Raw genomic sequence first — 13,348 nt, forward strand, 5'->3', positions numbered from 1 at the left:
AGCCAAAATGACTAAATTGAATTTCAAATTGCAATATTAGATAAAACGCAAAGGACAGGATCTTTTGGTCTGTGCGAAACTGATCTAACACTATTTTGAAAAATTCAGCTTTTTTAATATGGTCATTTGAAATAATTACTGATTATACAGTTGTTCCTGTAAAAGAGATGCAAAAGCAGGCATATAACGCTGGCAAACTTTAACGCTGCATCTACCGCTCCAGTTAAATATTCTTCTCAAAAAGACTTAACAAATCTCGTATAATCAAAAGAGGGTGTCACCCCAGCAATTAAAAATCACCGGGCGACACCCTCTCCTCATTACGCAAAATAGTATATCTTTTCAAATGAATATCTGATTACATGAAAGCGGTCATTTTACCCCCCAATACTTTACAGCTCATAAAAACACTCCTTATCCCCCCAGGAGCAGTGTCTGCACGCCGGATTTCTCCCATTTTCCACCAGATTCCGGAACTTTTCGGCTTGTTCTCCCCGAAACAGTGCCTCAAGCGGCTGTTCCCGCACATTCCCCACGGAAAAGTCGGTAAAATCAGTACAAAACGATGTCTCCCCGTTCCACATAATATGGAGATGACGCCATGGGGAAAGACAGGGTCTCACGATTTCTCCGGAACGAACATGCGGCAGATACCGGACCTTAAAAGCATGCGTCCCGGGCTCATCCAGGCGAAATCCGGCCTTCTCCATCTCCGAATTCCCCTCACCACTCTGCCTCCACGATTCAACCGCCTCCGCTTCGATGGAAAATTCCCGTTCCATCACGGCTTTATATTCTCCAATCTCCCGGCCGTTTAAAACGATCATATCCTGAAGCAGCACCTCATCCACGGGAAAATCCGACAATTCAGCAAAAAACTCCTTCAGCTGCCCTTTCAGCTCCTCTGTCAAAACGGCCATACAGACCACCGGCAGCAAAGGCGCCGCCCTCTTTACCGCAAGCAGATTCTCCCGGATCTTCCGGAATGTTCCCGCTCCGCGGATACTGTCATGGAGCTGCTCCGGTCCGTCAACAGACACGTAAATCTTGTCCAGGCAGTCCGGAACAGTCTCCGCATGCCGGTCCAGCAGAGTCCCGTTTGTAACGATTCCGACCCGGTACCCCCGTTCATGAAGTGTGGAGGCGATCTCATCAAAGCATGGGCTCATGAGCGGTTCCCCGCCCCAGAGCATGACCGATGGCTTCTTTCCGGCGGCCGCATCCAGCTCATTTACGATCCCAAGCCACTCTTCCGTTTTCAGGGCCATGCTCTCCTTGCCGTCACGCAGCGCGCTGTTTTTCCTCTGTCCGCAAAACCAGCAGTTTAAATTACACTGCCTGGTCAGCTGTAAATGAATCATCTCCAGTCGTCGTTCCATCTCACTCTTCCTCAAAATATCGCATCTCCATCAGCCTCTCCTCGATCAAACCAAGCTGGGAGCTCATAATATCGGGTGAATACAGGGAACGGAGCCCGGCGATTCCCAGTTCCTCCATAGCCCCCGCCACCCGGTCATTTGCCCGGTACAATGCCTCCAGCGCCTCTCTCACATTAAATCTGCCGGGAGAAGTCGGAGCAGGCGGCCATCTCGCATCCGACACCCACCCTTCGGTAACCGCCCGAAAGGCCGCAGCCAGCGCTTCATTCTCATGCCAGTCGATCTGCCTATAGGCGGCGATCCCCTCGATCCCCTCCAGAATCATGCGGCAGACCGGATCCAGCTGCAGCGCCTGATCCGTATTCAGCCATGCCTTTGCCGTTCCCCCGTGCCACGCAGCCCCATTTTCAATTTTCAAAATGGACAGGTTCTCCAGAAGCTCTGCGGATTCCACCACCTCCGAAGGTGTCGCCGGAACAAATCCGCTTTCTATGGACAGGTCCATGATTTCCTTAAACCGTTTCAAGCTGTCGCCTTCTTCCTCAAAGAACCTGGCCTGATTAAACTGTTTGACATAGAAGTATGCCGAACTTCCTATGTATTCCGCATCCTCGGCATACGGCATGATAAAGGAGCCTGTCTCCTGTGCACGTGCGTTCCAGCGGCAGAACATGGACTGAATCTCCTCATAGCGGACCGCCTCGTTTCTCACGCCCTCCGTCGCCCCCATCAGATACCAGAGCAGCAGATTTGCCATACAATCGGAACGGAAGATCAGCTTCAGCCCGTTATCACAGATAGAGGGATTCGTCAGATACTTTAAATACTCCGGCTTATCCTTTATATATTCCTCGATAAGAAACAGCTGGTTTTTATTGCTGTGCCCCTGCACGTCATAGCACAGTCCGGTGGCCTTTCTTATCTCGGGAAATGAGAGGAAGAAGGAATCGGCGTCCATAATGAGTGTCTCGATTCCCACCTCCCTATAGATGCCCGGAATCTGTGCGTTCCAGCTGCATTCCGGATTCCATCCAACCTTCGGGCGGATTCCCGTATAACGCTCCCATGTGTCCAGGCTCCTTAGCAAGGTATGCACTGCCACCTCACGCGGCACATTTCCCATCATCAGATGTGTATACGGGGATGCCACCGGCTCCACCTGACCGTCCAGAATCAGCGCCTTCAGCTTTTTCATGACCTCGGGAGCCAGCCTCTCTATTTCATCCAGCGTCTTGCCGCTGGCCTCAAATCCTATTTTATACTGATTGTCCCGAACCAGGTCAAACAGCTTTTCATAGCAGTTTTTCACGACCCATTCCCGCCGTTCCATTTTCAGCTGGGAATACTGGATGTTCGCATGTGGAAGAAAAATAACTTTAGGCCTCATAATTATTTGCTCCAATCAAAGATTATTTTAAATACATCCTCGCCCTTCGCCATCTTGTATTCAAATGCCTCCGCACACTTCGATACCGGCCAGATCTCCACCGGAAGGCCGTTCGTATCGAATTTCCCCTCGCTGATCCAGGTAAGAATCTGCTCCTTACAGCCGGGCGCCAGCGCACAGGACATGGAAATTGTGCAGTTCTTTGTAAACCAGCGGTGATAGCTGTCCATGATGATTTTCTCCGGATAATCCCCCTGCCAGTGAATATGGCCCGGCGCATCGTCGGTTCCCCAGCCGCCGTCCTTCAAATATTTATGGAGAATACCTGGCACCTCCGCATTGCCGGAGCACTCGATGATCTGATCCGCCATGGCGCCTCCGGTGGCCTTCCTGATTACCAGTTCCGCTTCAAACGGATCGGTCACAATATCCACATACTTCTTCGCAATGTCACGCCTGAATTTATTCGGCTCAATGGCAATGACTCTCAAACTCGGATTTACGATCTTTAAAATCTGCATGGCGCTGATTCCCACCATGCCTGCGCCGCTCACCACGATTGTCTGTCTGCCCTCCAGATTCAGCATCCGGATTCCCTTTAGGGCCACACATGGAAGATAAGCCAGCACACCGTCAATATAGGAGAGGTTTTCTGGAATCTTAACCATATAGTCAAACGTGTCATTCGTGGTATCGGAATCCTTTACCGTGTATTCGGAGCCGCCGCCCCATGCGGCACAGACATCACCGTATTTCCGGCATTCGTTAATCATAACCCGGTCTCCCGGTTTCAGGCTTCCATCGCTCTCTTCCCCTGCCGCAACTACCTCACCGGCGGTTTCATAACCAGGCACCAGCGGATAGTAGCACTGTTCCGGATGCTGAAGTCCCTTATAGGTCTTCATATCCGTTCCGCTGGAAATACTGCTGTAATACGTCCGCGCGATATAGGCATCCTTTTTTGGCTCCGTCAGAGTAATTTCCCTTAAGCGGACCTCATATGGTCTCTCAATTACGACGGCCCTTGTCTTCTTATAATCGTAAATAGTACTCATAGCCAGACCTCCTTCAAAATAGTCTCCAGGTACTGTTTGCTGCGCCTGGTCCCTTCTTCTATGTCCTGTGGTTCCTCATATTCGATCATCAGGGTATCCGTCCATTTCAGGACCGTTTCTATGGTGCGCTTCCAGTCTCTCTTCTCATCTCCGATGGCTCCAGGTTTTAAGTGACCGCCCGGCAGCTTCACAAAATCCTTGATATGGGCATAGGCGATGCGGCTGCCGACAAGCTCCGCCGTCTCTTCCACGTCGCATCCTGCAATGGCATAGAGATTGGCCGGATCGAAGACGAATTTCAAGCTGTCATCCGTTTCCCTGAGAATTCTCTTTAAACACCCGGTCTCCGTGGCTGCCGAATGGAAATGAACCACCCCATCCGGATACGCCATCACTCCCCCATGGGTCTCCATGGCTGTCACCACTCCATGCTCCTTTCCATACCGGGCTACCGTGTTTAACGCATCTATCATACGTGAAAAGCGCGTCTCATCCACTTCCCTGTAAGGCGTAAAACCGGCAAATATCCGCAGCGTTTCCACTCCTAAAAAGGAACAGATATCGATTACCCTCTTAAGCTTCCCGATATCCTCCGCTGCCGCGTTCCCGTCTTCAAGCGTAAAGTCATTGCCCGTCGCCGCGGTATCCAGAGAAATCCCAAATGCTTCATACTCCTTCTTTACCTGCTCGAGAAGACGTACATCTGCGTCTGTCTGCACATCCGCAGGCGAATTGGCGATTCCCAGTTCCAGGGAAACGAGCCCCAGGCGCCTTGCCAAGTCAAGCTGCTGCTGCAGTGTAAGCTCCCGAAAGCCCCACGCAGCCGCTCCGATTCTAATCTCCTTCATGCCTCACTCATCCTTTCACCGCTCCCGCGATCAGTCCCTGAATCAAATATTTCTGGAAAATCAGATAAATAATAATGATTGGAATACACACGATCATGGCTCCGGCAAACGCCGTCACATAATCCGTATTTAAATATCCGTTTACCACCGAGTAGAGCCCTGCGATAATTGTCCTCTTCTCCGGCCTGCTCACAATGGTAAATGCCAGCACAAACTCGTTCCACACCCACATAAACTGATAGAGAAGCACGGTGGCCAGAGCCGGTTTCGCCAGAGGAATGGCAATGTTGGCGAAAATCTTAAATTCCCCCGCTCCGTCTATCTCCCCCGCCTCGTAAAGTTCATACGGGATTCCCGCAAAAAATCCCTGAAGGACAAAGACTGCGAAGGGCAGGCCGCCCGCCGCATAGGTCAAAATCAGTCCCGCGTGGGAGCTGCCGAATCCCAGCTTTCTTAAGACAATGACGATGGGAAATATGATCATTCCAGCCGAAATCGTTTGTCCTGCCAGAAGATAAATCAAGGTCACCTGGCTTAAATTTCCCTTATACCGGGAAATGGCAAAAGCCAGCATCGTCGCAAAAACCAGCATCAATAACAGAGAGAAAGCGGTAATCGTCACGCTGTTTTTCGTGAGAACGGCAAAATCCGCTTTCTGCCACGCATCAGTGTAATTGGAAAACAGGAACTTTTCCGGAAGGCTCCAGGGCTTAGTCATCAATTCCTTTTTAGATTTAAAGGAAGAAAAGAAGACCCAGATAATCGGGATCATCGTGACGCTGAATACCATCGCAAGTACGAAACCTAAAAATAACTTTTTTACTGTCTTCATGCTGTCCGTCTCCCTTCTCAATCCGCAGTCCTGTTCTGTATTTTCATCTGGATAAAGGAACAGATGATCACAAACAGGGTCAGTGCTGAGATGATTGCCATCCCGTATCCGGCGTTGGAATTCGTAAATACAGTTTTATACGAATACGTAAGAATCATCTCCGTGGTATAATACCCCGGCCCTCCTTTTGTCATTGTGTATATCAAATCAAAAACTCTGAATATATCTATAAATACTAAAACATAGACAATAGTGATAATTCGTTTCATACACGGGATGGTGACATTTCTGATCACCTGCCACCTGCCTGCTCCGTCCAGCACCGCGGCTTCGATCAGATCGATGGACACGGACTGGAGACCCGCAAGAAACAGAACGAAATAGACCGGAACCATCTTCCAGAGAGAGGTAAAGGTCACCGCATACAGGGCCGTCTTCGTATTGGTAATCCAGCCTGTGGCCAGCCCTCCCAGTCCCACCGCCTTTAATATCTCGTTTAAAATACCGTACTGCGGATTATAGATCCACTTCCAGAGAAACACGGTTACAATCGTCGGTATCATAGCCGGCAGGTATGTTACGGTCCTCCAGAAGGACTTTTTCCTCGTGAAATTCTCAACCAGATAGGCGACGGCAAATGCGGCCACCGGAACGACGATCAGGGTGATGATTCCATATTTAATGTTGTTGAGAACCGATACTCTTAAGATGCTGTCATACAACAGATTCACATAATTCTTAAATCCCGTAAACTGCGCGTCCGCCAGATTCACGATGCCGTTCCAGTTGGTAAAGCTGATATAGAATCCCAAAAATACGGGAAATATCCAGAACACGGTGTACACGGCCAGCGCAGGAAGGGAAAACATCAGAAAATATTTTCGGTTCCTTCTCTCTTTCATAAAGTGTACTTGAAGACTCAGCTTTAGACATGAGAGGGATTATGCCCCTCATGACTCCTTTGTGAGCTCCTTCTCCTTTTTAATAATTTTCAATTGCTCAAACATCCGCTTGCATTTCACTCTATTATTATGTATAATATACTCATATTTAAAGTTAAGCAAGAAAGAAAACCGTTATGTAATCGCAGAGAAACACCTGATTACAAAGGCACTTATCTCGACCCTTCCAGTGCAATATATATTGTACTGGTTTTAAGAGAGGAGCCGGATGTATTAATCCGGCCCCTCAATTTAACTAGGAAAGTGAAGATTCCCCCACTGATATGAAGTCAAACTACACATCTCTATAAGGTGTGGCCGCACTCTGTGAAATTACCGAACGTGGATTGAAACAAACGCTATTTCTGAGCCTGCTCCTCTTCCCAGATCTTCTGGACATGATCCAGCACACCGGCCGGAGTCTGATTTCCCTGAATCATCTCCTGGATGCCCTTGATCATATTATCCAGTACCTTGGAGGACACCATGTCCAGAAGGTAGAAGGAATCTGCGGTTCCCGCGCCCTTTAACTGCTCTGCCGCTGTAAGGAGAGCCGGATGGGTAAGACCTGCGTTCCATTCATCCACATTGACTATCTTTCCTAATTCTGTTACATCACTCTTCTGAACCTTTTCACCAAATAAAAATGCCAGTGCGTCCTCGGCTGCCTCCTGATTCTTCACATTTGCCGGAATACACCACATGCTGCCCCAGGTAACCGACACACTCGTCTTTGGATTCTCAACAAAATCCATCTTTTCAATGATATTGTACTCGAAATCGTCTTCCTTCGAAGAATCGATAGCCGATGCCATGCCCGTGTGAGCCGTGTACATGCCGGCCTTTCCCATAACGAACTCGGCAATCGCGTCATCGTCGGAAATATAGTCGGCGCTGGACTTATCGATTACGCCGCTCTTAACCATCTCATCGACAATCGTCATTGCTTCCACCATGGAAGGATCGTTGTATTTCGCCTCGTTATTATAGGCTTTGATCAGCAGGTCCGTACCCACAAGCTGAGCCTGTACCTTAGCCAGAAGATCTGGTGCACACCAGTTCCCGCCGCCGGTCACAATCGCTTTGTACCCATTGTCATTTAAAGTCTTCGCGGCATTTGTAAGTTCCTCAAGATTTGCAGGCTCTTCAATTCCCAGCTCCGCAAACAGCTTCGTGTTATAGAAGATACAGCTTGTATTTGCAAAATCCGGGATTCCGTACACGCCATTTTCCGGATTATTGAGCGGGCCTGCCCATGCAAGCGCGCCTTTGTTGTAATTCCAGCCCTCTTTTCCAAGGAAACCGGTCAGTTCCATGAGCTGTCCATTGGCGGAATATTCGTTGAAGGTCGTCTTCATCAGCTGTACAATCTCCGGTGGATTATCCCCCATCAGCTCCGCCTTCACCTTGTCGTCATAGCCCTCTGAGCCGTAAAACTCCAGATTGATCTTTACCGGATTGCTGTCATCTGCGTTGTACTCGTCCACAAGAACGGGCCAGTTGGAAATCTGGCTCTCCGACCATTTAATGAGGACTCTTACCTCCGGCCTTTCCGCCGGCTTCTCACTCTCTGATGCCGCCTGCGTCACAGCCTCTGTCTCCTTTTTCTCCGCAGCCGTAGTCGTCTCTTCCTTCGTGGCAGGCGCTGATCCGGTCGATCCGCATCCGGTCAGGGCAGAAAATGCCATTGCTGCTGTCATTACGAGTGCCAGTGTCTTTTTCTTCATTTCCTTCTCCTCCTGTAATCAACATTTTTAATATGGTTCATGAATAGTTTCAACCTCATCTGTAGCCTTTTAAAACAAAGAAACCGCGGTTTATAGTGCACTCTGTTTATTTTTTATTGATTTGGAAACTTATTTTTGTTAATATTATAATATAATAAAGATTCATCAAAAACAATATGTTTTGTTGTATTTTATATAAAAAATGTTGTCTTTCAGGAGGGACTTATGCAGAGAAATATGATAGAAATCTTTCGAAAGAATATTTCCGGGGAATCTTCATCTCTTTCCTTTGGTTTTGCCGGCCGGGAACAGTGTATGGGCAGCCACTCCTTTGGTCCCGCCAAGAGGGCCCATTATCTGATTCATTTCATTATAAAAGGAAAGGGTGTCTTCTTTGCTGATGAGAAAAAATACGTATTAAAACAGAGGGACATGTTTTTAATCCGGCCCGGAGAGACAACATTTTACTATGCGGACGAGGAGGATCCCTGGGAATATGCGTGGGTCGCATTCGTTGGAAGCGATGCGGCACAGATTACGGAAAGCTGCGGCTTTGCCTACAGTCCCGTGGCGACCTATCCCGATTCTCCGGAACTGATCGAATCCATCGACGACATCATCTGCCACATGCAGTCCGGTGATGAAAACGATTACTACCTTCTCTCCCGGCTGTACAACATTTTTTACCATCTCTCCAGACCGGTCATCAACACACAGAACGCATATAAAAATGAAATTGTCCGCCGCACTGTAGGCGTGATCCGGAGCAACTATTTTGAGAAGCTCACCATCCAGTGGCTGGCCGACCAGGTCCGGGTTGACCGGACTTATCTTTATCGCCTGTTTAAGAAAGAAGTCGGTGTATGCCCCAAAGAATACTTAACCCAGTACAGGATCCGTATGGCCACGGTCATGCTGTCCACGACAAACCAGTCCATAAAGGAGATCAGCTACGCCTGCGGTTTTACCGACACCTCCCTCTTCTCCATCTGCTTCAAAAAATACTTAGGCTTCACGCCCCAGCAGTTCCGGAAGATCGACGGAATTCAGCAGCTTTCTTTCCAGATGATTGAGGATGGACAAAAGTAGGGAAAACAGCGGGACCGGTTGAACTGTAATCAGGACAACAAAAAAGGAGCCTGGCAGGTTCATCCCCTGCTCCAGGCTCCTTCTCCGGCAGCAATCCGCTCCCACAGAAATCTTCTTCGATACTTAAGTTCCGCATAATCCGTAATTTTCTTTAGATAAACGCAGTCCGACAAACCTCCCGCGACACCCACAACAGGCAGTCCCTGTACAAACTTCATATACAGAAGTTCCTCCGAGAGCCGGTTCGCCGTCTTGCGCATCAGAACCTTCTTCTCTTCCAGTCCGCCGGTTCCTTCGATCCAGCGGTTAATCCGCTCGTTATCCTCAGCCAGTTCCCCGCCCCGTTCCAAAGCAGTCTTGATAATCTCCAGCAAAAACTCCTGCTCCCGCTCGGACTCGTAGGCGTACCCGTAACTGACGGCAATCTCATAAAGGCTCTTCAGAATCACGCCTGTAAACAGGGGGATATCCGGTATCCCGATTCCGAAGACCCCTGTGCCGATTCCCTCCACTCCGGAAATCAGCAGATTCTTCGTCTTAGACACACCCGCCTGCTTCGAAAATGCCTTCAAATTCTTCCTGTTTTCCTTCAGACCGGCGGCATAAGCGTTCAGTTTCTGCCTGTACTCCCCGTCTTCCTTCCGGTACGTCTTATTGATCACCGTTCCGCCTTTTTCGAAAACCAGCTGAAACGCCTTGTAAAACGCGGCATCCAGCGTTCCCTTTAACTTCTCCGGGACTACCCGGTCCAGCTTCTGATTGATGATCGACGGCCCCTTTTCCTTCTGCCGTTCCACGAAACGCGCCTCGCTCTTCTTAAGCGCGGCCCACTCCTTTTCCAGCGCTGTACTCTTTTTCCCCGGACGCTTTCCCGGAAACTCCATGTTTAATACACCTCACTTCCAAACGGCATCAGAGCCAGCTTCGCCAGTTTGAACTGCTGAAGTCCAAAAGGAATTCCAATCACCGTGATGCACAGCACCACTCCGATCAGGGCCGACTCGATCGCTAAGGGCAGCCCAGACACAATGAGCCAGATTAAATTTAAAAGAAAGGATCCCGCGCCGTCGCCATACCGGACCTCTTTTCCAAACGGAAAGAAGCTGAGCGCGGCAAATTTAAAGCACTGCATCCCCACCGGAATGCCGATAATCGTAATACACCAGAGGCAGCCCGTAAGCGTCCAGCTCAGTCCGCTGATGAAACCGCCGAATATAAACCAAAGTAAATTACCAAGACAACCCATATCATCCCTCATTTCTATTTATTCCACTACACTGTACCATCCCGCCGCACGCTGTGCAATCCCTGGACAACAGCTTTTAGAAAAAAATAAGGGTTCGCTAAGAATTCTCTTCGCTTTCGTAGCAGTTCCGCCTTCGCTTCCGGCAGCAGCCAGTCGGCCTGGCGCTTTCGTATCCCGGAGCTTTCCTGTGACTTTGCAGGGTGGTTTTTAGAAAAATCCTGCACATTTAGAAATGCTTATGCCCGAAACCGGAACTGGAAAGCTCCGGGATACGAAAGCGCCAGGCCGACTGGCTGCTGCCGGAAGCGAAGGCGGATCTGTTACTCGTTTTCCTCTCCGGACCAGACGGCGTACCACTCCAGACAGAGCTCATGCCAGACAGCGGCCGTTTCCTCATACCGGCGGCAGAGCTCCGCATATTCCGATTCCTTGTCCCACCTCTTTCCAGACCAGAAGTCTTCCGACACCATCCACTCCTGTTTCATCGCTTCCTTCGCCGCGTACAGTTCTCCTGCCTGCGCTCCGGCCGGAATCATTTTTTCGGATACCAGACGAAGCCGCCAGTCGATATACGCATCCTCCGCGGATATTTCCCTAAGTCTGTGACGCTCCGCCTTCGGAACCGCCCTCATACCGGCGATCAATGCCTGTTCCTCTGCCTTCATCTGGGCCGCCAGACCGCCTTCTCCCTCCGATTTTCGCTTTCTTTCCAGGTAATGTGCATAGCCAAACGGGTAATACATCACCGACTGATTTTCAAAAATCAGGAGTGAATCGGCCACCTCGCTCAAAAAGTACCGGTCATGGGATACGAACAACAGCGTTCCGGTATAGGCGCGGAACGCGGATTCCAGTGTTTCCTTCGCCTGAATATCCATGTGGTTCGTCGGCTCGTCCAGAACGAGGAAATTAGGTCTGCTCTGCAAAAGCTCTGCAAGCACCAGCCTCGCCTTCTCCCCTCCCGAGAGAGAGGATACAGATCTCTGTGCCACGCGCCCTCCAAACAGATAGGCCCCCAGGATGGTGCGCGCCTCCTTTTCCGTCAGGGCGGGAAATAAGTCATGAAAATGATCTGCCACTGTTTTTTCAGACGTCACCTGGGCCGAAAGCTGATCAAAATATCCCATGGTAATATTGACTCCGACAGACATTTCCCCGTCCAGCGGCGGCAGGAAACCTGCAACCGTCTTTAAAAAGGTCGTCTTTCCGGAGCCGTTTGGCCCCAGGATGCCGATCTTCTGTCCCCGCCGGATTCTCAAGGTGATTTCCAGCAGGGCTCGGTCATAGCCGATCTTTAAATGTTCCGATTCAAAGACCCATTTGCTGCCGATTATGAGCGGCGTCAGTTCCCCGGTAAAGATATGGATATCGTCTTCCTCCGGCTTCTCCACCCGGTTCAGCCGTTCCATGGCCTTCTTCTTCGCTCTGGCAAACGACGCCTTGGTCGGTTTGTGTTTAAACCGTTCCACCACGGAATTCAGCCGCTCCAGCTCCTCCTGCTGGCTCTCATACGCCTTTTTCTGCAAGCTAAGCTGCTTTCGTTTCTGCTCCCTGTACGCGGAGTAATTCCCCACATAGCGGGTAAGCTTCCCTCCCGCCACTTCATAGACCACTAAAGCCGTCCGGTCTAAAAAAAAGCGGTCATGGGATACCATCACCACTGCCTTGTCATACTGCCTTAAATACTCCTCCAGCCACTGCACCGTCTCTAAGTCCAGATGATTCGTCGGCTCATCGAGCAGCAGAATATCCGGTTTTTCCAGCAAAAGCCGGATCAGTGCAATCTTCGTCTGCTCTCCTCCGGAAAATTCCGACAGCTTCTTTTTCTTATCCTCTTTTGAGAATCCGAAGCCGGTAAACAGGATGTCATACTCCCGCTCATAGTCGAACCGTTCCCGGTCCCATTCCGAAAAAATTTCGGAGCTGCTTAGGCCTGTTCCATTTTTACCAGCGACCTCTCTTCCAGGGCAGCCCTTAAGGAGTTCCTCCTCCACCGTGCATGACGTATCACCGAAAGGCTGCTGCCTCATCATGCCCACGGTAAGTCTTCTGGAAGCCATGATTCCCGGCCCATTCCGTTTATCGTCCCGGTCCAGGGTAATCTCACCCGCAATGAGCCTCAGAAGAGTCGTCTTTCCCGCCCCGTTCTTTCCGGCAACTGCAATCTTTTCCGTTCCCCGTATTTCAAAATCAATATGGGACAGTATTGGCACTCCGCCGGCGCTCACCGTCCCATCCATTATCTGGTATAACATAACAATCCCTTTTTTCTGTTTTATTTTATTTCTGCCTCTTAATCTTATCACACCATTTCCGCCGGCGCTATCCCTATTTTGCACCGATGACGCGGGATTTTATACCCATACCTCCGTAACGTGCTGTCCAAAGTTTTTTGTTTCTTAGAAAGCACTTTCCTGTAATAAAAAAGACTGTAATAAAAAAGAAACCCGGAAGAATCAATGATTCCGCCTGATTTCTTTTCCAGCCAGCTTCTTTTCCAGCCCATTTCTTTTACAGCCTGTTACCTTTCACTAACTTCTTCGTTTTTCAATGGCAGCCGTGACTTCCATGGTTCCCATGGCTTCTGTGGTGTCCTCGCTGGCTTCCGTTTCCCGGTCCGCAGTTCTCACTGTGATACGAGCAGGTTCCACCCTGGCACGTTCCACGATAGATCACTCCATCATGCTCATGGCAGGCCTCTGTCTCACAGCCTTCCACGGCACACGACTCATACCGGTCGCAGACACGTGTCGATGCCAGCGCCGGAAACGCCATACTCAATACAACAGCAGATGCAAGAATGCCGGTTACTATTTTCTTCATAAATTCATTTCCTCATTTCAT

Annotated in this window: 12 protein-coding genes; 1 reads left to right on the forward strand and 11 read right to left on the reverse strand. The window is 49.7% G+C overall.

The genetic code is table 11. The annotated features are described in order from the left end of the window. Positions 1 to 392: 392 nt before the first annotated feature. The 7 genes from DFR60_RS00900 to DFR60_RS00930 all read right to left on the reverse strand — a co-directional run bounded on the left by DFR60_RS00900 (position 393) and on the right by DFR60_RS00930 (position 8,169). On the reverse strand, positions 393 to 1,379 hold the full coding sequence (locus DFR60_RS00900; RefSeq protein WP_110321194.1) for a radical SAM protein: 987 nt from the start codon (positions 1,377 to 1,379) through the stop codon (positions 393 to 395). A gap of 1 nt (position 1,380) precedes the next feature. Beyond that, positions 1,381 to 2,766 carry a glycoside hydrolase family 57 gene (locus DFR60_RS00905; protein WP_110321195.1) on the reverse strand — a complete coding sequence of 462 codons (1,386 nt, stop codon included), beginning with the start codon at positions 2,764 to 2,766 and terminating at the stop codon, positions 1,381 to 1,383. Positions 2,767 to 2,768: 2 nt separating this feature from the next. After that, a complete protein-coding gene (locus DFR60_RS00910) occupies positions 2,769 to 3,821 on the reverse strand; it encodes a zinc-dependent alcohol dehydrogenase (RefSeq protein WP_110321196.1) in 1,053 nt (350 codons plus the stop codon). After that, the gene (locus DFR60_RS00915) at positions 3,818 to 4,669 is read right to left on the reverse strand and encodes a sugar phosphate isomerase/epimerase family protein (protein ID WP_110321197.1); all 852 of its coding nucleotides are present in this window, start codon (positions 4,667 to 4,669) and stop codon (positions 3,818 to 3,820) included. Before DFR60_RS00915 ends, DFR60_RS00910 begins: the two co-directional genes overlap by 4 nt. Before the next feature lie 7 nt (positions 4,670 to 4,676). Continuing rightward, entirely contained in the window at positions 4,677 to 5,501 is an 825-nt protein-coding gene (locus tag DFR60_RS00920; RefSeq protein ID WP_110321198.1) for a carbohydrate ABC transporter permease, read from the reverse strand. A 17-nt stretch (positions 5,502 to 5,518) separates the two neighbouring features. Continuing rightward, positions 5,519 to 6,403: a carbohydrate ABC transporter permease gene (locus DFR60_RS00925; protein WP_055657284.1), complete on the reverse strand. Its 885-nt coding sequence runs from the start codon at positions 6,401 to 6,403 to the stop codon at positions 5,519 to 5,521. A gap of 398 nt (positions 6,404 to 6,801) precedes the next feature. After that, positions 6,802 to 8,169 (reverse strand): ABC transporter substrate-binding protein, encoded by a 1,368-nt coding sequence (locus DFR60_RS00930; RefSeq protein WP_110321199.1) that lies wholly within the window; start codon positions 8,167 to 8,169, stop codon positions 6,802 to 6,804. A gap of 225 nt (positions 8,170 to 8,394) precedes the next feature. Here DFR60_RS00930 and DFR60_RS00935 point away from each other — a divergent pair, with 225 nt between their 5' ends. Further along, complete coding sequence (locus DFR60_RS00935; protein ID WP_110321200.1) at positions 8,395 to 9,258, forward strand: AraC family transcriptional regulator; 864 nt, start codon at positions 8,395 to 8,397, stop codon at positions 9,256 to 9,258. A 59-nt stretch (positions 9,259 to 9,317) separates the two neighbouring features. Here the strand turns inward: DFR60_RS00935 and DFR60_RS00940 are convergent, their stop codons facing one another. The 4 genes from DFR60_RS00940 to DFR60_RS00960 all read right to left on the reverse strand — a co-directional run bounded on the left by DFR60_RS00940 (position 9,318) and on the right by DFR60_RS00960 (position 13,327). Continuing rightward, positions 9,318 to 10,142 (reverse strand): EcsC family protein, encoded by an 825-nt coding sequence (locus DFR60_RS00940; RefSeq protein WP_110321201.1) that lies wholly within the window; start codon positions 10,140 to 10,142, stop codon positions 9,318 to 9,320. Between the two features lie 2 nt (positions 10,143 to 10,144). Continuing rightward, positions 10,145 to 10,504 carry a YccF domain-containing protein gene (locus tag DFR60_RS00945; RefSeq protein ID WP_110321202.1) on the reverse strand — a complete coding sequence of 120 codons (360 nt, stop codon included), beginning with the start codon at positions 10,502 to 10,504 and terminating at the stop codon, positions 10,145 to 10,147. A 320-nt stretch (positions 10,505 to 10,824) separates the two neighbouring features. Then, positions 10,825 to 12,759 carry an ABC-F family ATP-binding cassette domain-containing protein gene (locus DFR60_RS00950; protein WP_110321602.1) on the reverse strand — a complete coding sequence of 645 codons (1,935 nt, stop codon included), beginning with the start codon at positions 12,757 to 12,759 and terminating at the stop codon, positions 10,825 to 10,827. A gap of 292 nt (positions 12,760 to 13,051) precedes the next feature. Then, positions 13,052 to 13,327: a hypothetical protein gene (locus DFR60_RS00960; protein WP_110321204.1), complete on the reverse strand. Its 276-nt coding sequence runs from the start codon at positions 13,325 to 13,327 to the stop codon at positions 13,052 to 13,054. Between the last annotated feature and the right edge of the window lie 21 nt (positions 13,328 to 13,348).

Source organism: Hungatella effluvii (assembly GCF_003201875.1).
Lineage (GTDB): Bacteria > Bacillota > Clostridia > Lachnospirales > Lachnospiraceae > Hungatella > Hungatella effluvii.